The organism is Pseudoduganella guangdongensis (genome assembly GCF_009857475.1).
Taxonomy (GTDB): domain Bacteria; phylum Pseudomonadota; class Gammaproteobacteria; order Burkholderiales; family Burkholderiaceae_D; genus Rugamonas; species Rugamonas guangdongensis.
Window position 1 is genome coordinate 1 of sequence record NZ_WWCJ01000033.1, and the last position, 25,914, is coordinate 25,914.

Genomic DNA, 25,914 nt, shown 5'->3' on the forward strand with positions numbered 1-25,914 from the left:
GATTACGTTTAATATATTTTGTGCGAGCGTTATAACGTATATTTTGAGCATCGGACCCGAAGGTCCGGGCATATCGTCAAACGCCCACACTTATCGACTGTTGATTTTTAAAGATCGCTGCTTGTTTGTTTGACGAAGCGTTGTGTTCGTCAGCAGCAGAGAAGCGAGATTATGCGGTACAGCGTGCAACTCGTCAACCCCTTCTTTTCTCGCTTCACTCTGCAGTTTTGTCTGCGGTGCGTTGCGAGGGACAGAACTATAGCGAATGTACGAGCGCTTTGCAAGTGAATAATTCGCTATCGTGATGGCGCAAGCGATCCACGCTGACCACAGGGTGTGCGTGAGGAAGTGCGCGCCCCGTAATTGCTGCACCCAGCCGACACCCACTCCGAAGAGCAGCATGGCGCCGCCAGTGGCGATTGCTGTGCGCGGCTGGCGCGGCCACCAGAAGGCGGCCAGCCCGACCAGCCATAGCGCGCTCGAAGCGTGCCCGCCGGGCAGGCAGTGGCCGGGCGGCACTGCGCTGGGCATCCATTCGAACAGGCGTATATAGGGCGCCGTGCCGCCGTAGCGTTCCAGGTCCCAGGGGCAGTGGCTGCTGCTGGCCTGCTTCAGGAGGCTGGTCGCCAGCGGGACGCCAAGCGCCGACATGGCGAGGACACGCATGCCGAGCCGGCGCTCTGGCGCCCAATGCAGGTAGGGCCGCCAAGCATCGCGCAGGGCCAGCAGCACGGTGCCGCACGCCATGCATGCCAGCACGGCTTTCAGGATCACGTGGTTGAACTGTTCGGCAAACCATGCTTCCCGCAGGGGGAACGCACTGCGGGCGCGGTCGTACACCATGTCGGCCAGGCGCAGGTCGATATCCGTGCACTGGCCGAGCCACAGGATCAGGGTGGCCGACGCTGCCAGCGCCAGCGCAGCCCGCAAGGCGTTACGCGTCATGGATGCATGCCTGGAACAGGTCCAGCTTTGGATTTCGTACTGCGGTGCTTACATCGAGCATGCCAAGCGCGGAATGGAAGATGTTGTCATGTGAGAACGGCTGGCTGCTGCGCGCGGCAAGGCAGCCGCGATCAATCCGGAAGCGCTGGCTGAAGCTATCCGACATCCACAGCATCATGGGCACTTTGCGCTGCTCGTCCGGTGCAAAGACATACGGCGCACCGTGGAGGTACATATTCTTCTCGCCCAGCGACTCGCCGTGGTCGGAAAAATAGAGCATGGATGCCGGAATGCCCGCGTCCTTCAGCACGGCGATCGTTTTGGACAGGAAGTAGTCCGTATACAAGATGCTGTTGTCGTACGCGGCGGCGATCTCGTCGCGCGAACACTGATCCAGCTCATTGGTCCGGCATTCGGGCGCGAACTTGGCAAAGCCCGGCGGATAGCGTTTCCAGTAAGCGGGGCCGTGGCTACCCTTCTGGTGCAGGACGATGACCATGTCCTTGCCGGCACTGCGGATGCGTTCCGGCAGCCCCTCCAGCAGGCGCTCGTCATAACACTCTTCATCATTGCACAGCGGGTTGCCGGCAACTGGCTTGGACATGTCCTCGAAACCGACCCGCGCGCAGGCGCCTTTACAGCCGGAGTTGTTGTCGCGCCATAGCACCTCCAGCCCGGCGTGGCGCAGCACGTCCAGCAGGCCTTCCTTGCTGCGCGCCTTTTCCTCTGTATAGCCAGCGCGCGTCAAATCCGAGAAAAGGCATGGAAGGGAGACCGCAGTCGCCGTGCCGCACGAGCTCACATTGGTGAAATTGACAAGCTCGCGCTCCTGCGACAGGTAGGGATTCGTCTGGCGCCCGTAGCCGTTGAGGGAGAAGTTCTTCGCGCGCGCTGTTTCGCCGACCACGATAATGGTCACAACGCGCTGCTGGCTGCCAGCCAGGGCCCAACGTTTGCCCTTGGCCGCATCGGTGCCCAAAGGGGCGACGACGGTCGGGGTGGCCCACTTCTGCTTGACATAGCCATTCGCCGCCTGGAACACATTGGTTGGCGTCAGCATGAAGCGCAGCTCGCGGTGTTCGCGCACAATAGGGGCCAGAACCTTGAACATGACGAAGAGCAGCCCTAGCGCCAGCAGCAGCGACACCGCCATCACCCCACCATTGGCCACGAGTGCGCGGCGCAGCGGCCGGTATTGCACCGGCAGGCGCCACACCAGCCATGACGGGAGCAGCCCAAACAGGACGACAACCTGCACCAGCTTCCAGCTAAACAGCTCACCCGCCTCGCGCACGTCCGTCTCGACCACGTTCTGCACCATCGACGCGTCCACCACCACGCCGTACTGCGACATGAAATAGGCGGTGACGGACGAGAGCAGCAGCAGGGCGATCACCACTGGTTTGAACAGGCGGCGGTAATTCACCAGCGCCAGCACGGCGCTGAATACCGTTACCAGCAACAGACAGGCGCCGAGATATACCAGCAGCTTATCCAGGCGCAAGCCGCCGGCGGCCGTGATAAAGCGCTGCCAGAAGCTGGCGTTATAGGCCAGTACCAGCAGGGAGGATGCGGCCAGGGGCAAATAGGCGGAGTCGATGCGGGAAAATTTCATCCCCGCAGAATAGGCAGTCGGCGGTAAAAGGTCCGTGAAGGCGGCGTTAAGTTTGCGTTAAATCGGGAAAGCCGACCTCAAATCGCGTGCCGCCGCCATCGCGTTGCTGGACTTGCAACGCCAGTCCCAAGTGCTTGCAGATGCGCTGCACCAGGCCGAGGCCCAGTCCACTACCGGCGGAAATGCCATCGCCTTCCGGCGCAGCCTCCCCGCGCAGGCGGACCAGGGCGGCGGCCGGCAGGCCGGGGCCGGTGTCTTCCACGACCAGCGTGCGCTGGCCGAGGCGCACTACCACTTCGCCCTGTTCGGTATAGGCGCACGCGTTGCGCAACAAGTTGCCGATCAGCGCCAGCAGCAGCTCGCGCGCGCCATGCGCGGTGAAGTCGCGGCCGCCGTCAAAGCGCAGCGCTACCGGTTTTCCCGCCAATAGCGGCTGGCAGCGCGCCACTTCGGCTTGCGCCAAGGCCGCCATGGATTGCTCCGGCCCATCCATCGCCTGCGGCGAACGCGCCAGCTGCAGCAGGACCGAGGTGACATCGCTCGCCTCGCGCGCGGCACGGTAGATCCGCTCTGCGGGCGCGTGCAAGGCGTCGTCGTTTGCCGTGCGGGACATCAGCACTTCGGCCGCGCCGCTGATAACCGTCAGCGGCGTGCGCAGCTCATGGCTCACGTCCCCGGTGAAGAAGCGCTCGCGTTCGAGGAATTGCTTAAGTTCACCCGTGCGGCCGGCGAAGGCGCGCGCCAGGGTGCCCAGTTCGTCTTCGCGCCCAAGGTAGGGCAAATCGTCCTGGCGCTCGCTCACGGCACGCGACAAGGAGGCGATGGGCGCCACCACGCTGTTGGCAAGGTAGCGCGCCAGCATCAGGGAGCAGGCAATGAACACCAGCAGGCCTGCGGCGAACATCGAATACACCACGATTTCAATCTTTTCGTATTCGCTATCGTGGTCCACCACCACGAACTCGCCGTGGTCGTCGCGCCCCGCCAGGACGTGCAGGTCGACCCCGTCGACCGTAATCTCGCGCACCCCGTGCGGCAGGCCGCGCAGCGAGTGGGGGATTTCCTCGTCATGATGGAAGGTCAACCCGGCTGGCATCACGACCGACATGCCCGCGCTATGCCGGGGTATGGACCAGCGGGCCACCTCCGCCAGCCGTTCGTCCACCAGCTTTTCCTCGATGCCCTCGACCGCCAGCGCCGCAATCAAACCGAAAAAGGCCGAGACGGCAAAGGCGAACATCATATAGGCGGCAATAATGCGACGCCGCAGCGAATCAGTTTTCTTCATCCGGGGTCACCAGCTTGTAGCCGATGCCCGGGATCGTGCGCAGCATGGCGAATGGATAGGGTTTGTCCAGCGCCTGCCGCAGCGCGTGGATATGCGTGCGCAGCGCGTCGCTGTCGGGGCGCTCGTCGCCCCACACTTCGTGCTCCAGCGTGTCGCGCGACACTACGCGCGGCGCGTCCTTCATCAGGCATTTGAGGATGGTGTAGCCGGTGCGGGTCAGCGCCAGCGGGTGGCCGGCGCGGCGCGCCTCGTAGTGGACGGTGTCGAAGCTCAATTCACCGAACTGCAGCACCGGTGCGCTGGCCTGGGCCCCGCGCGCGCGCCGCACCAGGGCGCGCAGGCGGATCTCCAGCTCCACCAGGGAGAAGGGTTTGACCAGGTAGTCGTCGGCGCCGCTTTCAAAGCCGGCCACCTTGTCTTCCAGCGTGTCGCGCGCGGTCAGCATCAGCACCGGGGTGGCTTTCCCCAGCTCCCCGCGCAGCTTGCGGCAGAACTCCAGGCCGTTCAGGCCGGGCAGCATCACGTCCAGCACCACGGCGTCGTACTCCTGCTCGGCCGCCAGCGCCAGCCCGCCGTAGCCATTGGCTGCGGTGTCCAGCACATAGCCTTTCGGCTCGAGGAAGCCGTACAGGTTGGCGACAATATCCTTATTGTCTTCAATGATAAGTATCCGCATCGGGGCATTATAATTCCGCGATGACTATCCCACACATCCCTCCTCTCAAGGACGATTCCCTCGCGGCCCAGCTGGAGCGCGCCATCAACAACAAGACCAAGCCGCTGGGCAGCCTGGGCGCGCTGGAAGGACTGGCGCACAAGGTCGGCATGATCCAGCAGGCCACCCGGCCGGAGCTGCGCGAGCCTGCCATCCTGGTGTTCGCGGGCGACCATGGCGTGGTGGCGGAGGGCATTTCCGCCTTCCCGCAGGATGTGACGTGGCAGATGGTGGAGAACTTCCTGGCCGGCGGCGCCGCGATCAACGTCTTCGCGCGCCAGAACGGCTGCCTGCTGAAGGTGGTCGATGCCGGTGTGAAGCACGATTTCGGCCAGCGCGAAGGCCTGGTCAACCGCAAAATCGCCCACGGCACCGCCAACTTTGCGCAGCAGCCGGCCATGTCGGCGCAGCAGTGCATGGAGGCGATCCAGTGCGGCATGGACCTGGTGGCCGAGCTGCCGGGCAATGTGCTGGGCTTCGGCGAAATGGGTATCGGCAATACCACCGCCGCGGCGGCCCTGATGCACCGCCTGACCGGCATTCCAGTGGCGGACTGCGTGGGCGCCGGCACCGGCCTGACTTCCGAGGGCGTGGCGCACAAGCAGCGCGTGATCGAAGCCGCCATGGCCCTGCACGCCGGCGCGCAAGACGGCTTGCAGGCGCTGGCCACTTTCGGCGGCCTGGAGATCGCCATGATGACGGGCGCCATGCTGAAGGCGGCCGAACGCCGCATGGTGCTGCTGATCGACGGCTTTATCGTCACCAGCGCCCTGCTGGCGGCGGCCCGCCTGCAGCCGGCGGTGCTCGACTACTGCGTGTTCTCGCACTGCTCCGACGAGAGCGGCCACCAGCGCATGCTCAACTTCCTCGGCGCCCGACCGCTGCTGAACCTGGGCCTGCGCCTGGGCGAAGGCACCGGCGTCGCCCTGGCCGTGCCGCTGCTGCAGGCCGCCGTCAATTTCCTGAACCAGATGGCGACGTTCGAATCGGCCCAGGTCAGCGAGAAGTCCGAGTAAGCAACGATGCAGCAGCTGCGCCTTTTCTTCATCGCGCTGCAGTTCTTTACGCGCCTGCCGATCCCGCGCTGGGTCGGCTTTGAGCCGGACTGGCTGCACCACGCCTCGCGCTACTTCCCTTTGGTGGGGCTGGTGGTGGGCGCGATTACCGGTGCCGTGTATGCGGCGGCGGCCATGGTGCTGCCGCTGCCGGTCGCCGTGCTGCTTTCCACCGCAGCCGGGATCTATGCCACCGGCGCCTTCCACGAAGACGGCTTTGCCGACGCCTGCGATGGCCTGGGCGGCGGCCTGACGCGCGAGCGCGTGCTGGAAATCATGAAAGATTCGCGCATCGGGGCCTACGGCGCCATCGGCATCATCCTGATGCTGGCGACCAAGGTGGCGGCGCTGGCCAGCCTGCCCATGCTGGCTGCGCTGGGCGCGCTGCTGGCGGCGCATCCCCTGTCGCGCCTGATGGCGTGCTCACTGATCTGGCGCATGGAATACGCGCGCGCCGAAGGCAAGGCCAAGCCGCTGGCGCAGGAGATGCGCAGCGGCGAGTTTGCCATTGCCGCACTGTGCGCGGCGCTACCGGCGGGCGCCGTGGCGGCGCTGGGTTGGCTGCCGCCGGCGGCGCTGGGGGCGGGCCTGGGCGGCATGCTGCTGGCGACACTCTGGTTCGCGCGCAAGTTCCAGCAGCGCCTGGGCGGCTACACGGGCGACTGCCTGGGCGCCGTGCAGCAGCTGTCGGAAGCCGTGTTTTACCTGTGCGTGCTGGCCTGCCTGTGGAACTGATCCTCATCCGCCATCCGCAACCGGAAGTTGCGCCGGGCGTCTGCTACGGCAGCAGCGACCTTCCCGCCGCCGCCGCCGCGCTGGCGCAAGGCCATGCCGCCCTGACGCCGCAGCTGGCGCCCCTGCTGGCGCGCGGTGCGCACCTGTATTCCAGCCCCCTGCGACGCTGCAGCGCCCTGGCCGGCCTGCTCGGCGCGCCCACGCTGGACGCGCGCCTGGCCGAGATGGATTTTGGCGCCTGGGAGCTGCGCGCCTGGTCCGATATCCCGCGCGCCGAGGTCGATGCCTGGGCCGCCGACCTGCTCGACTACCGTCCCGGCGGCGGCGAGACGGTGCGCGAAGTGGCAGCGCGCGTGCAATCCTTCCTGTACCAGCTGCATGATCGGCAGCAAGGCGCCGTCATCGTTTGCCATGCCGGCACCATGCGCCTGATGGCCGCCATGGCCGCCGGGGAACCCCTGCTGCATGCGGCGCAGAAGCCAAACCAGGTCAAGTATTGTTCGATCCTGCGCTTGACCTGGCCCGCCCAAGCCGCCAAGCCCGTATAATGGCGGGGTTTTGGTGCTCGCGTTCGAAGTCTCGAAAGCAGTTAAACGGGAAACACGATACTGTCCCTGACAGCCAACGTGTGCTGCCCCCGCAACGGTAAGCAAGTGCCGCCCTGATGGAGCGGCAGCGGTCTCATAGCCACTGTGCGCAAGCATGGGAAGGCCAGGCCGCCATACTTGCCAGCCCGGATACCGGCCAGACCAGGTGGGAACGCGCCCTGCGCCCGTTCCCTTTCTAGCCGGCTTACGGGGACGTGGGCCGGCGGCTCACTGAAGAAAATGACATGACCTCTCCCGCCATCCGGCAAGCGGCCCTCGCGTCGCTGGCACTGGCCGTTGCCGTACCTGCAGCCCAAGCCCAAGTCCAGACCCCTGTCCTGAATTCCGTTGTCGTCACCGCTACCCGCACGCCGCAGGAAGCACGCGACACCATCAGCGATACGCTTAGCATCAGCGCCGAGGAAATCGCCCGCAGCGGCGCCGGCTCGATCACCGAAGTGCTGCAGCGCCAGCGCGGCGTCGAAATCACCCGCAACGGCGGCAGCGCCACCAACTCCAACGTCTATCTGCGCGGCGCCAACAGCAACCAGGTGATCGTGCTGCTGGACGGCGTGCGCATCGCCTCCGCCACCAGCGGTGCAGCGGCCTGGAACGCCATCCCGGTGGGCGCGGTGGACCGCATCGAGGTGGTGTACGGTCCCCTGAGCACCCTTTACGGCGCCGATGCGATCGGCGGCGTGATCCAGATTTTCACCAAGAAGGGCCAGGGTCCCCTGGCACTGGACGCCGCCATCCTGGCCGGCAGCTACGGCACGCGCGCCGGCCGCGCCGGCATTTCCGGCCAGGAGGGGGCTTTCAGCTACGCCCTCAGCGCCGGCAAGGAGCGCGCCGACGGTTTCTCGTCCACCCTGCCCGGCATCAGCAGCTATAACAAAGACGACGACGGCTACGACCGCAAGCACGCCAACGGCCAGTTGTCCTGGCAAATGGCGCCCGGCCATGAGCTGTCGGCCCTGTTCACGCATATCGACCAGGAATCCGATTTCGACAGCGGCGCCACCGTGCGCGCCTGGAATACGCAAAAGCTGGACACCTTCGCCCTCTCTTCGCGCAACCGCCTGAGCAGCGCCTGGCACATGACGACCCAGGCCGCGCAGTCGCGCGACAAGGCCGGCAGCTTTACCGCCAGCGCCAGCCGCATCGACACCAAGCAGACCATGTACAGCTGGCAGAACGACATCGCGCTGGGTCAGGACCAGCTGCAACTGCTGGCCGAGTACCGCAAAGAGGAAGTGGAGTCGAACACCAGCGCCATGGAGCGCGAGCGCAGCACCTGGTCGCTGGCCGCCAGCTACAACATGCAGCGCGGCGACCACCTGCTGGCCGCCGCCGCCCGCAACGACGACAGCTCGCAATACGGCTCGCAGAACACCGGCTCGCTGGGCTACGGCTACCGCATCACCCCTGCCCTGCGCCTGAACGCCAGCTACGGCACCAGCTTCCGCGCGCCAACCTTCAACGAGTTGTACTACCCGGGCTATGGCCTGGAAAGCAACCGTCCGGAAGAAGGCCGCAACCGCGAGATCGGCATCCGCTTCGACCACAACGGCACCACGCTCGGCGCCACCGCCTACCGCAACAAGCTGACCGACCTGCTGCTTAACACCACGCCGTGTCCAAAACCCGGCTTCAAGAGCGGCTGCGCCTACAACGTCAACCACGCCACGCTGGAAGGCATCACCCTGTCGGCGCGCCAGCAGTTGGGTAGCGCATTCACCCTGGAGGCCGCGGCTGATCTCCAGAACCCGCGCGACGACAGCACCGGCAAGCAGTTGCAGCGGCGCGCCAAGCGCCACGGCAATGTGGCGCTGGAATATACTGCCGGCAGCCTGCGCGGCGGCGCCGAATGGCAAGTCTCGGGCGAGCGCTACGACGACGCAGCCAACCGCAACCGCCTGGGCGGCTACGGTTTGCTGAACCTGTACGCGGCCTGGTATTTCGCCCCGTCCTGGTCGGCCACCCTGCGCTGGAACAACGTGGCCGACAAGCAGTATGAAGTTGCGCGCCTGTACGGCACCGCTGGTTCCAGCGTGTATGCCGGCCTGCGCTTCGGCTATAAATAAATGAGATAAGCTGCCCGCTATGCACCCACTTTCCGCCAAGCTGCGCCTGCGCGCCGCCACTGTCATCATCCTGCTGGTGCTGTTGTCGCTGGCAAGCCTGGCGGCCGCCGGCATGATCGGCTCGGTCAGCATCCCGCTGGCTGATTTGCCGGGCGCCCTGCGCGAGTGGGCCAGCGGGCAGCCGACTTCTCTGTATGGCCACCTGATCGGCCTGCGCACCGAACGCGCCGCCACGGCCTTCGTCACTGGCGCCTCGCTATCGCTGGCCGGCGTCATGATGCAGGCCTTGCTGCGCAATCCCCTGGCCGACCCGTATGTGCTGGGCATTTCCTCCGGCGCCTCGGTCGGCGCCCTGGCTGCGCTGCTGTTCATGTGCGCGGCCTGGGTGGTCGATGCCGCCTCCTTCGCCGGGGCGGTTATCGTCTCCATGCTGCTGTACTTTCTGGCGCGGCGCGACCTGCGCGGCGGCACGGCGGCCGAAGGCGGCACCGCCATGCTGCTGCTGACCGGCGTGGTGCTGTCCTCCGGCTGCATCGCCCTGGTGACGCTGATGCTCTCCATCGCGCCGGAAAGCCGCCTGCGCACCATGGTGTTCTGGCTGATCGGCGACCTGTCCGGCTCCCCGATCCGCTGGCTGCCCTGGTTCGTGCTGGCCGGCTGCCTGGCCTTCGCCCTGCGCGCGGCGCGCTCCTTCAACGTGATGGCGCTGCACGCCGAGGCTTCTGCCACCCTGGGCATCCGCGTCGGCGCCATGCGCAAAGGCTTGTTTTTCTGTTCCGGCCTGCTGACCGCCAGCGCCGTGACCACCGCCGGCAGCATCGGCTTTGTCGGCCTGATCGTGCCGCACGCCTGCCGCTTTGCTTTCGGCCCCGACCACCGCCTGCTGGTGCCATGCGCCACCCTGGTGGGCGGCGCCTACCTGGTGCTGGCCGACACGCTGGCGCGCACCATCATCGCGCCGCAACAGTTGCCGGCCGGCGTGGTGACGGCCCTGGTCGGCACCCCGGTCTTCCTGTATCAACTGCACCGGCTGAGGAAGTAAATATGATCGCTACCCATCAACTACGCCTGGCCATGGGCAAGCGCACCCTGGTCGAGCAGCTGGACTGGCAGGTCGGCGACGGCGAATGCTGGAGCGTGATCGGCCGCAATGGCGCCGGCAAGAGCACCTTGCTGCGCACCCTGGCCGGCCTGCGCGACGCCGACGGCGGCCATGTCAGCATCGACCGCCGCGCCCTGGCCGACTGGCCGCTGCAGGAGCTGGCGCGCAAGCGCGCTTTCCTGGCGCAGGCGCGCAACGACGCCTTCTCGTATTCCGTGATCGAGACCGTGCTCTCGGCGCGCCACCCTTACCACGACAACCGCTATTGGGAAAACAGCGACGACCACCAGGCCGCCCTGGCGGCCCTGGCGGCGATGGAGGTGGACCACCTGGCGGCGCGCGATGTGCGCACCCTGTCGGGCGGCGAGCGCCAGCGCGTGGCGATTGCCGCCATGCTGGCACAAGACACGCCGCTGTTGCTGCTGGACGAACCGGCCAACGCGCTGGACCTGGCGCACCAGGTGAGCGTGATGTCGCTGCTGTCCAAACTGTGCCGCGAACAGCGCAAGACCGTGGTGATGGTGGGCCACGACCTGACGCTGGCGCACAGCGTTTCCAGCCACGCCCTGCTGCTGATGGGCGACGGGCGTTGGCTGGCCGGCACCACCGCCGACGTGATGCAGCCTGCGCTGCTGAGCGAATACCTAGACCATCCAATCGAAATCGTCCGCCACGGCGAACGCAGCATCTTTATTCCCGGGAGTCCGCAAGCATGAGCGATATCAACGAACGCCACCGCGACCGCATGGAGCGCAAGAAAGCCATCATCGACGCCAAGATCGCGGCGGCCGACAAGAACATCGGCGTCTTGATCGTCAACACCGGCAACGGCAAAGGCAAAAGCTCGAGCGGTTTCGGCATGGCGATGCGCGCCATGGGGCACGGCATGAAAGTGGGCGTGGTGCAGTTCATCAAGGGCGCCATGTCGACCGGCGAGGAGCTGTTCCTGCGCCGCTTCCCGGAGGAGTGCAGCTTCCACGCCATGGGCGAGGGCTATACCTGGGAAACCCAGGACCGCGAGCGCGATATCGCCAAGGCGCGCGAGGCCTGGGAGCAGGCGCGCGCCTTCCTGCGCGACCCCTCCTACGGCATGGTGGTGCTGGACGAACTGAATATCGCCCTTAAATACCGCTACCTGGATGTGCACGAAGTGATCGCCGACCTGCTGGACCGCCCGGAAATGCAGCATGCCGTGGTGACCGGCCGCGCCGCGCCGCCCGAGTTGATCGAGGTGGCGGACACGGTGACGGAAATGACGGTGGTGAAGCACGCCTTCAAAGCCGGCATCGCCGCCCAGCCGGGGACGGAATGGTAACGCGCGCGGTACTGATCGCGGCCGCCGCTTCCGGCCAGGGCAAGACCACCGTCACGGCCGCCCTGGCGCGCAAGCTGGTGCGCGCGGGACGGCGCGTGCGCGTCTTCAAGTGCGGGCCGGATTTCATCGATCCCATGGTGCTGGCGCGCGCCTGCGGGGCCCCGGTTGAATCGCTCGACCTGTGGATGGTGGGCGCCGAGCGTTGCCGCGCCTTGCTGGCCGAAGCGGCGCAGCAGGCCGACGCCATCCTGGTCGAAGGGGTCATGGGCCTGTACGACGGCACGCCTTCCGCCGCCGACCTGTCGCGCGAGTTCGGCTTGCCGGTGCTGGCGGTGATCGATGCCGGCGCCATGGCGCAGACGGCGGGCGCGCTGGTGCACGGCCTGCGCGCTTACGGCCCGGTCGACATGGCAGGGGTGGTGGCGAACCGTATCGCCAGCCCGGGACACGCGGCCATGGTGGCTGCCTCGCTGCGCGACATTCCCTTGCTGGGCACCCTGCCCAAGCAGGCGGCGGCGCTGCCCGAACGCCATCTGGGCCTGGTATTGCCGGACGAGGTCGAGGGCCTGGATGATTTGCTCGACACGCTGGCCGATCAACTGACCTTGGACCTGGCGGCCTGGGACGCGCTGCCCGAGGCGCACATCGCTGCGCCAGCCGCGGCAGCGCCAGCCTGCAACGCGGACGGCGCGGCCTTGCCGCTGGCGGGCGCGCGCATCGCAATTGCGCGCGACGCGGCCTTCATGTTCCTCTACCCCTCCAACCTGGCGACGCTGCAGGCGCTGGGCGCGCAACTGGCGTACTTTTCGCCGCTGGCCGACCAACCCGTGCCGGGCGACGCCACGGCTGTCTACCTGCCCGGCGGCTACCCCGAGCTGCACGGCGCGGCCCTGGCGGCAGGCCAGCGCTGGCAAGCGTCGCTGCGCACGGCCCATGCCGACGGCCTCCCTATTGTGGCCGAATGCGGCGGCATGATGGCGCTGGCGGCAACGCTGCAGGACAAAGAAGGCCAGGAATGGCCGATGGCCGGCCTGCTGCCCGGTAAAGTAACCATGCAAGCCCGCCTGGCCGGCCTTGGCGCGCAAGCCATGCCGACCGCGCACGGCCCGCTGCGCGGCCACACCTTCCACTATTCGCGCCTGGAAACCGCGCAGCCAGCCGCCGCAACGACGCAGAAGAACCCAAGCGGCGCCGCCGGCGAAGCCGTGTACCGGCTCGGCTCCCTGCAGGCCTCCTATTTCCACGGCTACTTCCCGTCCAACCCGGCCGCCGTCGCAGCCATGTTCACGCGGAGCGCCGCATGACGCGCACCCTGGTATTGGGCGGCGCGCGCTCCGGCAAGAGCGCCTATGCGGAAAGGCTGGCGGCAGGCTCCGGCAAGGAAGTGGTCTACCTTGCCACCGCCGCAGCCGGCGACGCCGAGATGGCCGCGCGCATCGCGCAGCACCAGGCGCAGCGCCCGGCGCACTGGCGCACCATCGAACAGCCATTGGCACTGGCGGCGGCGCTGGCCGAATGGCGCGCGCCGCAGCGCCTGGTCCTGGTCGATTGCCTCACGCTCTGGCTTTCCAACCTGATGTTCAGCGACGGCAGGCAGTACCCGGACGTCGGCGCCATCGAATTGCCGGCGCTGTTGCACCAGGAGCGCGCGGCGCTGCTGGCCGAACTGGCCATTGATCGCGGCGACGTGGTGCTGGTGTCGAACGAAGTCGGCATGGGCATCGTGCCCTGGGGCGCCGTCTCGCGCAGCTACGCCGACGAAGCGGGACGCCTGAACCAGGCCGTTGCCGCCGCCTGCGACCGCGTCGCCTTCGTCGCCGCAGGTCTGCCGCTGATGCTGAAGGGCGCGTGATGCTGCTGGGCCTTGACTGGAACTGGTTCGCCGCCGCCCTGCTGGGCGGCATGCTGCTCGACGCCGCGCTGGGCGAAGTCTCGCGCTTCCACCCCTTGGTCGGCTTCGGCCGCATGGCCGGCGCGATCGAAGCGCGCCTGAACCGCCTGCGCCCAGGCCCGCGCCACGCGGCCAGCGCCTCGAACGCGTCGCAATTCACACGCGGCCTGCTGGCATGGTCGCTGGCCGTGTTGCCCGGCGCCGCCCTGGCGGCATGGCTGTGCGCACAGCCAATGCCGGCGCCGCTGCAAGCTGCGCTGCACGCCGTCCTGCTCTACTTCTGCCTCGGCCTGCGCAGCCTGCGCGACCACATGCTGCCCATCTGGCACGCCCTGCAGGCCGGCGACCTGCCGCAAGCGCGCGCCCTGACCGCCCGCATCGTCAGCCGCGACACGCAGCAGGCCGGCGAAACCGACCTGGCCAAAGCCGCCACCGAATCCATGCTGGAAAACGGCAACGACGCCGTCTTCGGCACGCTGTTCTGGTTCGCCATTGCCGGGGGCCCGGGCGCCGTGCTGTTCCGCCTGGCGAACACGCTGGACGCCATGTGGGGCTATCGCAGCGAACGCTTCAACCTGTTCGGCCGCAGCGCCGCCCGCATCGACGACGCCCTCAACTACCTGCCCGCGCGCCTGACCGCAATGTCCTACGCCCTGCTCGCCCCCGGCGCCAACGGCACGCGCCGCGCGCTGGCTTGCTGGCGCAGCCAGGCCCCGGCCTGGAGCAGCCCGAACGCCGGCCCGGTCATGTCCAGCGGCGCCGGCGCCCTCGGCCTGCAACTGGGCGGCGCCGCCAGCTATGGCGGCGAGATCGAACAACGCCCGCCGCTTGGCGCCGGCAGCGACGCCGTCGCAGCCGACATCCCGCGCGCCTGGCGCCTGGTGCGCAACACCAGCTGCCTGTGGCTTGCGGCCATGCTGGCCATCGCCTATGGAGCCCACTATGCTTGAACACGGCGGCAAACTGCGCCAAGCCGCGCAGCGCTACGGCAGCAAAGACTGGCTCGACCTGTCCACCGGTCTCAATCCGAACGGCTACCCGGCTCCCGCCCTGCCGGCTGATGCCTGGCACCGCCTGCCCGAACACGACCCGCAACTGCTGCAAGCGGCGCAACGCTATTACAAGGCGCCGCGCATGCTCGCCGTCGCCGGCACGCAGGCCGCGATCCAGGCCCTGCCCCGCCTGCGCGCGCCGTCGCGCGTGGCGGTCGCCAGCCCAAGCTACGCCGAACACCTGCACCACTGGTCGCAACATGGGCACGCCACCAGCGCCGTGCCGTACAGCGAACTTGGCGCCGCCGTCGCCGATGCCGACGTGCTGGTGGTCTGCAATCCCAACAACCCCACCGGCGCCTGTGTGCCGCGCGCGCAGCTGCTGGAATGGGCCGCCGCACTGGCCGCGCGCGGCGGCTGGCTGGTGGTGGACGAAGCGTTCGCCGATACCGACGGCGCCCACAGCGTGGCCGACGCCACGCAGGCGCCCGGCCTGGTCGTGCTACGCTCGGTCGGCAAATTCTTCGGCCTGGCCGGCGTGCGCCTCGGCTTCGTCGCCGCGCAGGAAGCGATCCTGGCGCCGCTGGCCGACCTGCTCGGTCCCTGGGCCGTCAGCGGCCCGGCGCAGCAAGTGGCCCGCGCCGCACTGGAAGACAGCGCCTGGCAGCAAGCGGCGCAGGCCAGGCTGCAGGCCGACGGCGCCCGCCTGCGCGCCTTGCTGGCCCGGCATGGCCTTGCCAGCCACGGCACGGCCCTGTTCCAATGGTGGCCCGAGGCGCAGGCCGAAGCCTTGCACGATCACATGGCGCAGCGCGGCATCTGGGTGCGCCTTTTCCCGCAGGCTGCGCGCGGCATCCGCCTTGGACTGCCGCCCGACGAGGCAGCCTGGCAGCGCCTTGAACTAGCATTCAATGAATGGACAAACCGATGAAAAAACTCTTGCTGATCCCTGCCCTGTGCGCCATGCAAGCGCATGCCGCCATCACCGTGCTCGATGACGACGGCAAGGCCGTCACCCTGCAAAAGCCGGCGCAGCGCGTGGTCGCCCTGGCGCCGCACGTGACCGAGATGCTGTTCGCCGCCGGCGGCGCGGAGAAGATCGTCGGCGCAGTCACTTATAGCGACTATCCCGAAGCGGCCAAGCAAATCCCGCGCGTGGGAGACAACCGCCAGGTGGACATGGAGCGGCTGCTGGCGATGAAACCCGACCTGCTGGTGATCTGGCGCCACGGCTCCTCCGAACGCCAGATCGAGCAGCTGCGCCAGCTCGGCATCCCCATGTACCACAGCGAGCCGAAAAAGCTCGACCAGATCGCTGACAACCTGGAAAAGCTCGGCAAGTTGATGGGCACTGAAACCACCGCCAATGCCGCCGCCAAAGAACAGCGCCAGAAGCTGGCCGCGCTGCGCGCCCAGTTCGCGGGACGCCCGCCGGTGCGCACCTTCTACCAGGTATGGGACAAACCCCTCTACACCCTGAACGGCGAGCATATCGTCAGCGACGCCCTGAAAGCGTGCGGCGGCCAGAATATCTTCGCCGACCAGAAAGTCACCGCGCCGGTGGTCAGCATTGAGTCGGTGCTGGAAGCGGATCCCGAAGCGATCTTCGGCACGGCGGAAAAAGACTACGGCGGCGTCAACCTGTGGCGTCCCTACAAGACCCTGAAAGCCACGCGCCAGGACAACCTGTTCACCATCCAGGGCGATCTGCTGAACCGCGCCGGCCCGCGCATGGTGGCCGGCACCGCCGTGCTGTGCGAAAAGCTGGAAGAAGCGCGCAAGCACCGCCCGGCAAAATGAGCTTCCCCTACCGCACCCTGATGGTCCAGGGCACCACCTCGGATGCCGGCAAAAGCACCATCGTCGCCGCCCTGTGCCGCCTGCTGAAGCAGCGCGGCGTGAAGGTGGCGCCGTTCAAGCCGCAGAACATGGCCCTGAACAGTGCCGTCACCATCGACGGCGGCGAGATCGGGCGCGCCCAGGCGCTGCAAGCCATCGCGGCGGGCGTGCCGGCGCATACCGACATGAACCCCGTGCTGCTCAAGCCGAGCAGCGACATCGGCGCCCAGGTCATCATCCACGGCAAGGTGCGCGGCGACATGAATGCACGCGACTACCACCAGTACAAGACGGTGGCCATGGCCGCTGTGCTGGAATCGCACCAGCGCCTGCTGGCGCAGTATGAGGCGGTGATCGTGGAAGGCGCTGGCAGCCCGGCCGAGATCAACCTGCGCGACCGCGATATCGCCAATATGGGCTTTGCCGAGGCGGTCGACTGCCCGGTGATCCTGTGCGCTGACATCGACCGTGGCGGCGTGTTCGCGCATATCGTGGGTACCCTGGCCTGCCTGTCGGAGAGCGAGCGCAAGCGCATTATCGGCTTTGTCATCAACCGCTTCCGTGGCGACATCAAGCTGCTGGAACCGGGCCTGGACTGGCTGGAAGCGCAGACCGGCAAGCCGGTGCTCGCCGTGCTGCCTTACCTGCACGGCCTTTACCTCGACGCGGAAGACGCGGTGCAGGCGGTGCAAGCCGAACGCGGGGCCTTCCGCATTGTCGTGCCAAGCCTGCCGCGCATGAGCAACCACACCGACTTCGACGCCCTGCGCGCCCACCCGGAGGTGGACCTGCGTTTCGTGCGCAAGGGCGAAGCCATTCCGCCGGCCGACCTGATCGTCCTCCCCGGCAGCAAGAACACGCGCGCCGACCTGGCCGCGCTGAAGGAAGGCGGCTGGCCGCAAGCCATTGCGCGCCACCTGCGCTATGGCGGCAAGGTGATCGGCATTTGCGGCGGTTTCCAGATGCTGGGCGCGCAGGTGCACGATCCGCACGGCGTGGAGGGCGAGGCCGGTAGCGCCGCCGGCCTTGGCTTGCTCGATATGGAGACCGAACTGACGCGCGACAAGCGCCTGGCGCAAGTGACCGGCAGTTGCGCCTTTGCCGACGCCCCGGTCAGCGGCTACGAAATCCACATGGGCGTGTCGCACGGCGGCGCGCTGGCGCAAGCCGCTTTCCACATTGAGGGCCGGCCGGAAGGCGCCATCGGCAAAGACGGCCAGGTGCTCGGCACTTACCTGCATGGCCTGTTCGATCATCCGGAAGCCGGGCGCGCCCTGCTGCACTGGGCCGGCCTGGATTCGCAGCACACGGTGGACAGCAACGCCTTGCGCGAAGCTAGCCTGGATCGGCTGGCGCAAGCCTGCGCTCCGCTGATGGACAGGCTGTTACTACCCGATTGAGTATTGCTGAATTTGCAAACCCTTGCGGGATTGGCTAACATCGATCTGTTGAGTAAGCAGATTACAAATCAAGGCCATCCCCACCGTGAAGCTGATTCGGAAAAGCAGCCTGCAACGCAGGCAAAAAGACGCCACCATCCATTGCGAAATTGAGTTGTGCGAAGTAGCCGGGTCCCCCGGCCGCTTCCTGGTCAACCTGCGCCAGGGCCGCACCGGCGAGGAGTGGCGCGAAAGCACCCGCACCCCGCAGCCGGTGGACTGGCAAACGGCGGAAACGCTATTCGAGCTGGCCCTGGTGGAACGCGCGGCGCAAGGCTTTAGCCAGCCCGCCGCCGAGGCCCCGGCGCCAAGCAGCGCGCCGCCAGCGCAAGCTGCGGCAGCTGCAGCGATAGCGGCCCCCGCCGCGCCCCAGCGCGAACTGGATGCCGCCGCCACCGCATTGCTGCGGCAGCTCGAACCAGGCAGCTGGAAAGCGCTCGACCAGCATCACCGCAACCGCCTCCTCTGGCGCCTCGGCGAACGCCGTGTGCGCCAGGCCGTTCCTGCCATGGTCGGCCTCCTGGAGCAAGGCGACAGCATGCAGGACTACTGCCTGGCCTGGGCCATCGGCCGCTGCGGCGATCGCGGCGCAGCCGTCGCCATGCAGGAGCTGCACCAGCGCGGCCGCAGCGATGCGGTGCGCCGCATCGCCCTGCAAGCGTGGCTGATGCTGGCCGACGCGGCCGCCCTGCGCGAACACGCCGCACGCCTGGTCGCCGATTGGCCGGCAGCGCTGCGCCAGGCCTGGGAGCAGCAGGACGAACAACAGCTGCTGTCGCTGGCCAACGACAACGACGCCTGGCGCAGTCTGTCCAAAGCAGACTGGCTGGAACAGTTGCACCAGGTCGCCCAGTGCCAGCCGATGGCGCGCCGCATCCTGCTGACCCAGCTGCGGCGCCTGCCCCTGCAAGCCGGCACCTTCCGCACCGTGCGGCATGTCTACAAGGCGGCCGAAATGGCATGCGACGCCGAATTGTTCGGCCTTTTGCAGCAGCGTTTCGACACCGATGTCCACACCGCCACCGGCCAATGGATTTACGTGCGCCGCAACTACACCAGGTTTGCGGTGGAAGGAGCGCGGCCCGACAGCCAGGTCGCCTACGGCCAGCGCACGCGCGACTATCTGCGCCGGCGCGGCTGGCGCACGCTGCGCCGCCTGGGCGAAGCGGCCGACCCCGACTACATCCCGATGGCGCTCGGCGTACTCGCCGCCATGGACGACAGCAGCGCGGGACAGCCGCATGTGCGCAATGGCCGCGCCTACGACGCCTACAGCTTCTGGCTGGTTTTCAACCGCATGCTGCGCGCCGGCGGCCAGTGGCGCAGCAACCGCCCCGGCACCGCCTGGTACCAGCCGGCCCCGCTCCAGGCCGACGAGCGGCGCCAGGAAGCTTTCCCCGAACTGTGGGATGGGCAGCCGCAAGCCCTGCTCGCGCTGCTGCAGCAAAGCCGCTGCGGCGGCGTGCATGAATTCGCGGCGCGCGCGCTGGCCGACAATCAGGCCTTCTGCGCCGACCTGCCGCTCGACACCGTGCGCGAACTGCTGCGCAGCCCCTACCTGTCGACCGCGCGCTTTGCCTTCCAGGTGGCGCGCCGCCGCTTTGAAGACGGCACGCCGCCCACCGACTGGCTGCTGCTGCTGATCCAGTGCACCCTGCCGGAAGCAACGCAATACGCGCTGGACTGCATCGTGCGCGACCCGCTGCGCTACGCCGCCGACCCGCTGCTGGTGGCCGCTATCGCCTGCGCGCCGCTGGAGGGGGTGCGCCGCCAGGGCCGCATGCTGTGCCAGGTCGCAACCGCCCTGCCCGGCCAGGCCCCGGCCATCGTCATGCAATTGCTCGACTGGCTGGACAACTGCGCCGACATCGACGACGCGACGCAAGCCGTGCCGGCCATCGGCGACGACCTGCAATGGCTGCTCGAAAATCCGCTGGGCGCCGCCGCCGCAGCGGCGCCCTACGAGCGCCTGCTGCAGTTACTGGCCCACCCGCTGGCCGCGGTGCGCCTGCTAGCCTGCCAATGGCTCATGCTGCACGCGGCCCCTGCCGCCATGCTGCCCGGCGCCAGGTTGGCCACGCTGCTGCAGGACAGCGACGCCGCCGTACGCGGCGCTGCCGTCAACCTGTTCGGCCGCCTGCCGGACCATGTGCTGGCAGCCCAGACGGAACTGATCATCACCTTCGCCACCCATGCGGAAGCCAGCGTGCGGCGCGCCATCGACGCCGTCATCCAGCGCCTGGCCGCCGGCGAGCCGGCCTTCCGCCAGGCCTTGCTGGCAGGCTTGCTCGACGCCGTGTTCCGCAGCGAGACCGGGGAAGGCATGCACCGCGACGCCGTGGCCTGGATCAGCGGCCCGCTCAAGGACGAGCCGCAACTGGCCGACAGCGCCCTGCTGCAACGCTTGCTGGCGGCGCGCAGCAAAGGCGCGTTGCTGCTCGGCGCGCGCCTGCTGCCCGCCTTCCGCCACGAGCAGTTCGACGTGGCCGCCTGGGCCGCTTTCGGCCGCAATCCCACCGCCAGCGTGCGGCAGTGGGCCTTCGCCGCTTTCCGCGCCGACCCGCAGCGCGTGCGCGAGCACATGGAGGCTGCGCTGCGCATCTTCGACAGCAGGTTCGACGACAGCCGCGAGTTCGCCGCCGCCTTCTTCAGCGAAGCCTGCACGCGCGACGACTGGACACCGCTATTGCTGGTGAACCTGTGCGACCACCAGGACCCGGCCGCGCAGCGCTTTGGCCGCGCCATGATTACCCGCCATTTCGACGTGGGCGACGTGACCGAGCTGCTCGACAAACTGAGCCAGCACCCGTCAGCCAATATGCAGCTCTTCGTCAGCGCCTGGCTGGAAAGCGCCTGCGCCGGCGACCTGGCCAAGCTGCAGCGCCTTGAGCCCTACTTCCTGAACGTGCTGTCGCAGGTGAACCGCGGCCGTGTCGTGAAAGCGCGGGTGCAGGCCTTCCTGCGCGCCCAGGCCGAGCTGTCGCCCGACATTGCCGCCTTCGTCGCGCGCGTATTTGCACGCCAGGTGGTCACGGTCGCCATTGCCGACAAGGCCCAGTACATCGAAGGACTGCGCGCCATCCAGCACCGCTATCCGGAACTGCCGGCCGCCATTACGATCCATACGCCGGCGCTTATCGCCGCCAAGGGAAGCAAGCCATGAGATTCCAGTACCGCTATTATGGCGAGTCCTCCGTCGGCAACGGCGCCGCCTCGACCGATATGCGCTTTGTGCCCGACACGCTGCGCGCGCCGACCCACTTCGTCGCCGAGATCAACAAGCACATTCCGTTCCGCGAAGCGATCAGCGCCCTGCACGACGTGGTCGTCGCCGACCAGCGCTACCAGCCGAAGGACAAGACGGCCTACAAGGAGTGGGTGGCGCAGAATGAGCAAATGATGCTGGCCCAGTACCAGGCGCGCGCCAGCACTTTGAAGGAGCAGCTGCAGCCCCTGCACAGCGAGTTGAAGGCGCTGCAATCGCGTAAATCGCACCTGATGAAGCCTTTCTACGAGGCGCAGACCAAGTATTACGACTACCTCTACCAGACCAACCGCGAACTGTGGATCGCGCTCGACCCGGTCATCACCGTCCACCCCGACCGCGTGTTTTTCGAGTGCTTCAGCCGCGACGAGTCGAGCTACGCCTCGCTCAGTTGCAGCCATAACGTGTTCGACCGCATCGGCGATTTTGCCTGCGGCACCACCAATATCGATTACTCGGAAAGCCTGTACGACGAATTCCAGAAAATCCGCGACTACAAGCGCACCCGCTTGTCGATCGACCCGGGCGGTTTCCAGGTCAAGACCGCCGACGATCCCGAGTTCATCGAAGAGAAGATCGACGTGCCGGACACCTGGGTGCGCGGCTTCCTGCAGGTGAGCAGCGCCATGAATATGGTGGCGCGCCGGCTCGACCTGCACCCGATGGACGTGCACAACTTCTGCCTGCAACTGCGGCGCAAGAAGGAACGCGCCGGCCCGCGCTCGATCCGTTTCGTGCTGTCCCCGGGACAACCGGTGCGCGCCGTCTTCGAGCCGTGGAACGACGAAGTGGTCTGCCGCCGCTCCATTTACCAGGGCAACGTGGCGGAAGAGATCCGCGTCTGGGGCCGGCGCCGCCTGCTGCTGCTGGAGCGCTTGATCCCGGTCGCGCAAAGCTTCACCGTGCACCTGATGGGCAGTGGCCTGCCAAGCTTCTGGATCGCCAACATGCCGGACATGCAGCTCACGCTCGGCCTGTCGGGATGGACCGCCAACGATTGGTCCCATGCCGGCCAGTTCGACTTGCTGGCGCCGCGCGGCGAGATCGACAACGACAGCAAGGAAAAGGTCTTTGCCGCGCTGGGCAAGCGCTGGTTCGCCACCGCCGCCCAACTGGCCGACGACACCGGCCTCGATAGCAAAATGGTGGAACGCGCCCTCACCCTGTACACCCAGGCTGGCCGCGTGGTCTACGACCTGGTGCAGGGCGTCTACCGCCTGCGCGAGCTGGCGCGCGACCCGCTGCCGCTGGACACGCTGCGCTTTGCCAGCCCGCAGGAAGAGGAGGCCCAGAAGCTGGTCACCCTGCGCGCCATGAGCGAGCATGCGGTGGAAGCCGTCGCCGACGGCAGCATCCGCATCAGCGCGCAGGCAAAACACGGCGAGCACAAATACCACGTCATGCTGCGCCTGGATGCGGACGAACGCATCGTGGATGGCGCCTGCCAGTGCAACCACTTCACGTTCAACCGCATGCACAAGGGCCCTTGCGCGCACATGCTCGCATTGCGCATGGCACAAGCGGCGCAGCAGGCGGCATGACAATGATGGATGATATGAAAAAAGCAAACGAACTGATATACTCGTTTCAGCAAACACGGCGGGATGGCTCTTGCAAACCGAACGGCGCATCGCCGTTCACGTATTCAGCTCTTCCCATGCGCCACTGGCACGCTCTTCACAGTGCCATACAGGCCCCGGTGTCGCAAGACGGTGTGACTGCCCGGCAGTCCATTCGCGACACCGGGGCCGTATGGCATCGAGTGGAGCGCCCCAGTCCTAAAGGCTCTTCGATGACGATCCCGCCGTGCTTGCGTCTTTCGCGCTCGCCTCGCCAGGAGGCCCTGCAATGAGCGCCACCGAATCCAAGCCGATCACCACACGCGCCGAACTGATGGAGCGCCTGCGTACCAGCTCGCGCCAGGAAGTCGTGCTGGAAGAAATGCAGCGCCTCGGCTTCTGGCCGTCCGGCACCGGCCAGCCTTCCGAGCTGGAACAGCTGGTCCAGCGCGAGGCTGAACTCAGCTCCGCCCTGCTCAAGCTGGGCCAGGAACTGCGTACCGTCCAGGACCCGGAAGCCGCACTCAAGGCCATGCGCAAGGAGCGCCTGACCAAGGCCCGCGCGCGCCGCGAGGAAACGCGCCAACGCCGCGCGCGCGAACGCTTTGAACGGGCCACGGCCTGGCACCAGCGCCGCTCGACCGAACTGCTATACCTGGGCGAAGGCGTGTCCGCCGGTTTGAACCAGGCCGAAGGCGACGCCGAAAAGCTGGCGCGCTGGTCGCTGCCGGCACTGCATAATGCACAGGAGCTGGCCAGCGCCATGGGCGTCACGCTGCCCGAATTGCGCTTCCTGAGCTTTGAGCGGCGCGTATCGCGCATCAGCCATTACCGCCGATTCGCCATGCCGAAGAAGAGCGGCGGCGAGCGCATTATCTCGGCGCCAATGCCGCGCGTGAAACGCTTGCAGTACTGGGTGCTGGACAACATCCTGGCCAAGGTGCCGCTGCATCCCGCCGCGCATGGCTTTGTCCCGGGCCGTTCGATCGTCAGCAACGCCCAGCCGCACGTCGGCAAGGCGGTGGTGGTCAACCTGGACCTGAAGAACTTCTTCCCTTCCATCGGGCTGCCGCGCATCAAAGGCATCTTCCGCGAGCTTGGCTACAGCGAGCAGCTGGCCACCACGCTTGGTCTGCTGTGCACCGAGACGCCGTCGGAGGAAGTCAGCGTCGACGGCGAAAAGTTCTTTGTCGCCACCGGCGAACGCGCCCTGCCGCAAGGCGCGCCCAGCAGCCCGGCACTGACCAATATCCTGTGCCGCCGCCTCGACGCGCGCGTGCAAAGCTGCGCGGCCAAACTGGGCTTCACCTACACGCGTTACGCCGATGACCTGACCTTCTCCGGCGATGCCGCCGCTCGCAAGCTCGCGGGCAAGCTGCTGTGGCGCGTCAAGCAAATCATCGCCGACGAGGGCTTTACCCCGCACCCCGAGAAACAGCACGTCATGGGCGCGGGCCATTGCCAGAGCGTCACCGGCATCGTCGTCAACCAGAAGCTGTCGCTGGAACGCGAGACCTTGCGCCGTTTCCGCGCTACCTTGTTCCAGGTGGAGAAGGACGGGCCGGCGGGTAAGCAGTGGAACGGCAACGCGAATGTGATCGATGCGCTGGAAGGCTACGCGCAGTTCATCCGGATGGTCGATGCCGAAAAAGGCGCGCCGCTGCTGCAGCGCGTGCGGGCCGCGCGCGCCAGGTGGATCGCGCAGGCACAGGACGGCGGCGAACAGGCAGCGCGGCGTAGCAGCGGCTTCCGCGCTTTGTCGGCGCAAGGCAAGGAACCATGGGCTGGATTCTGGCAGGCGCAAGCTCCGGCCGCGCCGGAACTGGAGAAGACGCAGCAGCAGGTCAAACAGGAAAAGCTGGAGCACAGGCAGGCGCAGAAAGCCAAGCCAGCGTCCGGCCGGCCGGCTGTTGCAGCGGGGGCTGGGCCGTCGGCCCGCGCCACACGCCGCCAGGCACCGGAAGCTCCGCCAGCGGAGCAGGAAGAACCTTACAAATTCAGCGACCGGCCATGGCTTGGCATTCTGATCCAGCTCTACCTCGCCTTCAGCCTGTGCCGCTTGTACCACACGCCACTGCCGCTGGTCTTCGCGGTGATGCTGGCCATCCCCGCATGGCGCAACTACCGCGCATACTGGCTGCGCTATTTCAGCTATATGTGCCTGGCGGTATTGCTGGGAATCGTGCTGCGCAAACTACTTTGAGCGTGACGCGCGCAAAGCCAGCTGGCCGGCAAACGTTTCAATGTCGGCCACGGCTTTCACGCTATAGCAGTTGCAACTGATCGCCAGCGCGCGGCGCTGGTCGCGCATCACCAACGCGACGGAAAAGTGGTTGCCGTTGCTGCCATTGTGCTGGCTCACGCGCCCTAGTTGCGCGTCGCGCGCCACGCCCCATCCGTGCCCGTAGCCAGTCAGCGGCGAATGGATTCGTTCAAAGGTGGTTTGGCCCAGGAAGGCCGATTGGCCATCCAGGCCTTTCAGCTGTTCCCGCAGATACCTGCCATACTCGCGCAACGAAAGGCTGACGCCGCCCGCAGCTTCTGTCATTGCCAGCCACATCCTGGTGTCCGCTGTGTGCGGCGCCGGCCGCCAACCAGTGTCGCCCAACACGTGCCCCGCTAGCGGCTGGTGCGCTACATCGGGTGCGCCAACGTCCGCCGCCATCTGGAGCGGTGCGAACACTTCACGCCCCATTAGTGCACGATATGAATCGCCGCCCCGCGCTTCCGCCGCAAGGCCCAGCACAATGTAGCCTAGGTTCGAATAGAGGTAGGCAGAACCCGGCGCGTGGAGGGGCGGGCGTTGCAGATGCAATGGGGAGCAAGGCCGCGATGTCGTCTTCTTCAAAGTCATAGGGCAGGCCCGACCGATGCTGCAGCAACTGCTCGATTGTTACGCTTTTAAACTGTGGCTGCATGCCGTCGTGCCAGGCGGGAAGACCTCCGCCAGCGTTTCGTCCCAGCGCAATTTCTTCAGCTCGACCAGGCGGGCGATCAGGCTGCCCGTCAGCGCCTTGCTCAAAGAGCCGATTTCGAAACGGTCATTATCCTGCACCGCCCCCGTGGCGCCGACGCGGCGCACGCCGGTGGCGAAACTCTCGATACGCTCTTCATCGACCAGCACGAATGACAGCGCAGGCAGGTTTTTCTCGGTACGGAATTTTTCGATTTCGCCCCGCATCTCGTCGTTGATCAGGGGTTCAGCTGTTTGCCGGCTGCCGCCGCAGGCGGTTAGCAGGAGCGAGATGAGGAAGATGAGGATACGCATTGAAATGTGGCCCTTGAGATGGATGGAGCCTCATTCTGGTTCTTGCGGGAGTCGGGGGTAAGTGCCGAAAGTCAGTCCCGGTTTCCCGGTTCAGAAAGCGAAAAAGCCCACCGGCGCATGCCTGGTGGGCTTTCTCTAATAAGAGCCTGACGATAACCTACTTTCACACTGGTTGCAGCACTATCATCGGCGCAAAGTCGTTTCACGGTCCTGTTCGGGA

20 protein-coding genes, 1 pseudogene and 1 riboswitch are annotated in these 25,914 nt (G+C 66.9%); of the genes and pseudogenes, 16 read left to right on the forward strand and 5 right to left on the reverse strand.

Annotated elements, in window-relative coordinates:
* Nucleotides 1-90: 90 nt before the first annotated feature.
* Genes GTP41_RS26075 through GTP41_RS26090 form a run of 4 tightly spaced genes read right to left on the reverse strand, consistent with a single transcriptional unit; the run spans nt 91 to nt 4,524 of the window.
* Complete coding sequence (locus GTP41_RS26075; RefSeq protein WP_161028516.1) at nt 91-945, reverse strand: phosphatase PAP2 family protein; 855 nt, start codon at nt 943-945, stop codon at nt 91-93.
* Nucleotides 935-2,560 (reverse strand): phosphoethanolamine transferase, encoded by a 1,626-nt coding sequence (locus tag GTP41_RS26080; RefSeq protein ID WP_161028517.1) that lies wholly within the window; start codon nt 2,558-2,560, stop codon nt 935-937. The genes GTP41_RS26075 and GTP41_RS26080 overlap by 11 nt, the downstream gene beginning before the upstream one ends.
* A 46-nt stretch (nt 2,561-2,606) precedes the next feature.
* Nucleotides 2,607-3,848, reverse strand: a complete 1,242-nt coding sequence (locus tag GTP41_RS26085) for a sensor histidine kinase (RefSeq protein WP_161028518.1) — start codon at nt 3,846-3,848, stop codon at nt 2,607-2,609.
* Entirely contained in the window at nt 3,835-4,524 is a 690-nt protein-coding gene (locus GTP41_RS26090) for a response regulator transcription factor (RefSeq protein ID WP_161028519.1), read from the reverse strand. Before GTP41_RS26090 ends, GTP41_RS26085 begins: the two co-directional genes overlap by 14 nt.
* Nucleotides 4,525-4,544: 20 nt before the next feature.
* On the opposite strand from GTP41_RS26090, the gene cobT reads away from it, so the two are divergent.
* From cobT to GTP41_RS26170, 16 genes are all read left to right on the forward strand, one after another.
* Entirely contained in the window at nt 4,545-5,579 is a 1,035-nt protein-coding gene (gene cobT, locus GTP41_RS26095) for a nicotinate-nucleotide--dimethylbenzimidazole phosphoribosyltransferase (RefSeq protein ID WP_161028520.1), read from the forward strand.
* 6 nt (nt 5,580-5,585) lie between these two features.
* Nucleotides 5,586-6,353: an adenosylcobinamide-GDP ribazoletransferase gene (locus GTP41_RS26100; protein WP_161028521.1), complete on the forward strand. Its 768-nt coding sequence runs from the start codon at nt 5,586-5,588 to the stop codon at nt 6,351-6,353.
* Nucleotides 6,344-6,901, forward strand: a complete 558-nt coding sequence (locus GTP41_RS26105) for a histidine phosphatase family protein (protein ID WP_161028522.1) — start codon at nt 6,344-6,346, stop codon at nt 6,899-6,901. The genes GTP41_RS26100 and GTP41_RS26105 overlap by 10 nt, the downstream gene beginning before the upstream one ends.
* Nucleotides 6,896-7,116: riboswitch (cobalamin riboswitch) on the forward strand. It overlaps the preceding gene by 6 nt.
* A 69-nt stretch (nt 7,117-7,185) precedes the next feature.
* Nucleotides 7,186-9,024: a TonB-dependent receptor domain-containing protein gene (locus tag GTP41_RS26110; RefSeq protein ID WP_161028523.1), complete on the forward strand. Its 1,839-nt coding sequence runs from the start codon at nt 7,186-7,188 to the stop codon at nt 9,022-9,024.
* Nucleotides 9,025-9,043: 19 nt separating this feature from the next.
* Nucleotides 9,044-10,066, forward strand: coding sequence for a FecCD family ABC transporter permease (locus tag GTP41_RS26115; protein ID WP_161028524.1), 1,023 nt, complete (start codon nt 9,044-9,046; stop codon nt 10,064-10,066).
* A gap of 2 nt (nt 10,067-10,068) precedes the next feature.
* The gene (locus GTP41_RS26120; RefSeq protein ID WP_161028525.1) at nt 10,069-10,842 is read left to right on the forward strand and encodes an ABC transporter ATP-binding protein; all 774 of its coding nucleotides are present in this window, start codon (nt 10,069-10,071) and stop codon (nt 10,840-10,842) included.
* A complete protein-coding gene (gene cobO, locus GTP41_RS26125; protein ID WP_161028526.1) occupies nt 10,839-11,441 on the forward strand; it encodes a cob(I)yrinic acid a,c-diamide adenosyltransferase in 603 nt (200 codons plus the stop codon). The genes GTP41_RS26120 and cobO overlap by 4 nt, the downstream gene beginning before the upstream one ends.
* Nucleotides 11,435-12,745, forward strand: a complete 1,311-nt coding sequence (locus GTP41_RS26130) for a cobyrinic acid a,c-diamide synthase CobB (RefSeq protein WP_161028527.1) — start codon at nt 11,435-11,437, stop codon at nt 12,743-12,745. Before cobO ends, GTP41_RS26130 begins: the two co-directional genes overlap by 7 nt.
* Nucleotides 12,742-13,293, forward strand: coding sequence for a bifunctional adenosylcobinamide kinase/adenosylcobinamide-phosphate guanylyltransferase (gene cobU, locus GTP41_RS26135; protein ID WP_161028528.1), 552 nt, complete (start codon nt 12,742-12,744; stop codon nt 13,291-13,293). Before GTP41_RS26130 ends, cobU begins: the two co-directional genes overlap by 4 nt.
* Nucleotides 13,293-14,282, forward strand: coding sequence for an adenosylcobinamide-phosphate synthase CbiB (gene cbiB / locus GTP41_RS26140; protein ID WP_161028529.1), 990 nt, complete (start codon nt 13,293-13,295; stop codon nt 14,280-14,282). The genes cobU and cbiB overlap by 1 nt, the downstream gene beginning before the upstream one ends.
* Complete coding sequence (gene cobD, locus GTP41_RS26145; RefSeq protein WP_161028530.1) at nt 14,275-15,255, forward strand: threonine-phosphate decarboxylase CobD; 981 nt, start codon at nt 14,275-14,277, stop codon at nt 15,253-15,255. Before cbiB ends, cobD begins: the two co-directional genes overlap by 8 nt.
* On the forward strand, nt 15,252-16,124 hold the full coding sequence (locus GTP41_RS26150; RefSeq protein WP_229503093.1) for a cobalamin-binding protein: 873 nt from the start codon (nt 15,252-15,254) through the stop codon (nt 16,122-16,124). The genes cobD and GTP41_RS26150 overlap by 4 nt, the downstream gene beginning before the upstream one ends.
* Nucleotides 16,121-17,563 (forward strand): cobyric acid synthase, encoded by a 1,443-nt coding sequence (locus tag GTP41_RS26155; RefSeq protein ID WP_161028532.1) that lies wholly within the window; start codon nt 16,121-16,123, stop codon nt 17,561-17,563. Before GTP41_RS26150 ends, GTP41_RS26155 begins: the two co-directional genes overlap by 4 nt.
* A gap of 85 nt (nt 17,564-17,648) precedes the next feature.
* Nucleotides 17,649-20,765, forward strand: a complete 3,117-nt coding sequence (locus GTP41_RS26160; protein WP_161028533.1) for a hypothetical protein — start codon at nt 17,649-17,651, stop codon at nt 20,763-20,765.
* On the forward strand, nt 20,762-22,408 hold the full coding sequence (locus GTP41_RS26165) for an SWIM zinc finger family protein (protein ID WP_161028534.1): 1,647 nt from the start codon (nt 20,762-20,764) through the stop codon (nt 22,406-22,408). The genes GTP41_RS26160 and GTP41_RS26165 overlap by 4 nt, the downstream gene beginning before the upstream one ends.
* A 307-nt stretch (nt 22,409-22,715) precedes the next feature.
* Entirely contained in the window at nt 22,716-24,629 is a 1,914-nt protein-coding gene (locus GTP41_RS26170) for a reverse transcriptase family protein (RefSeq protein WP_161028535.1), read from the forward strand.
* On the opposite strand, the pseudogene GTP41_RS26175 reads toward GTP41_RS26170, so the two are convergent.
* Nucleotides 24,621-25,694, reverse strand: a pseudogene (locus GTP41_RS26175) (serine hydrolase domain-containing protein). The gene GTP41_RS26170 and the pseudogene GTP41_RS26175 sit on opposite strands and share 9 nt — an antisense overlap.
* Nucleotides 25,695-25,914 lie beyond the last annotated feature (220 nt).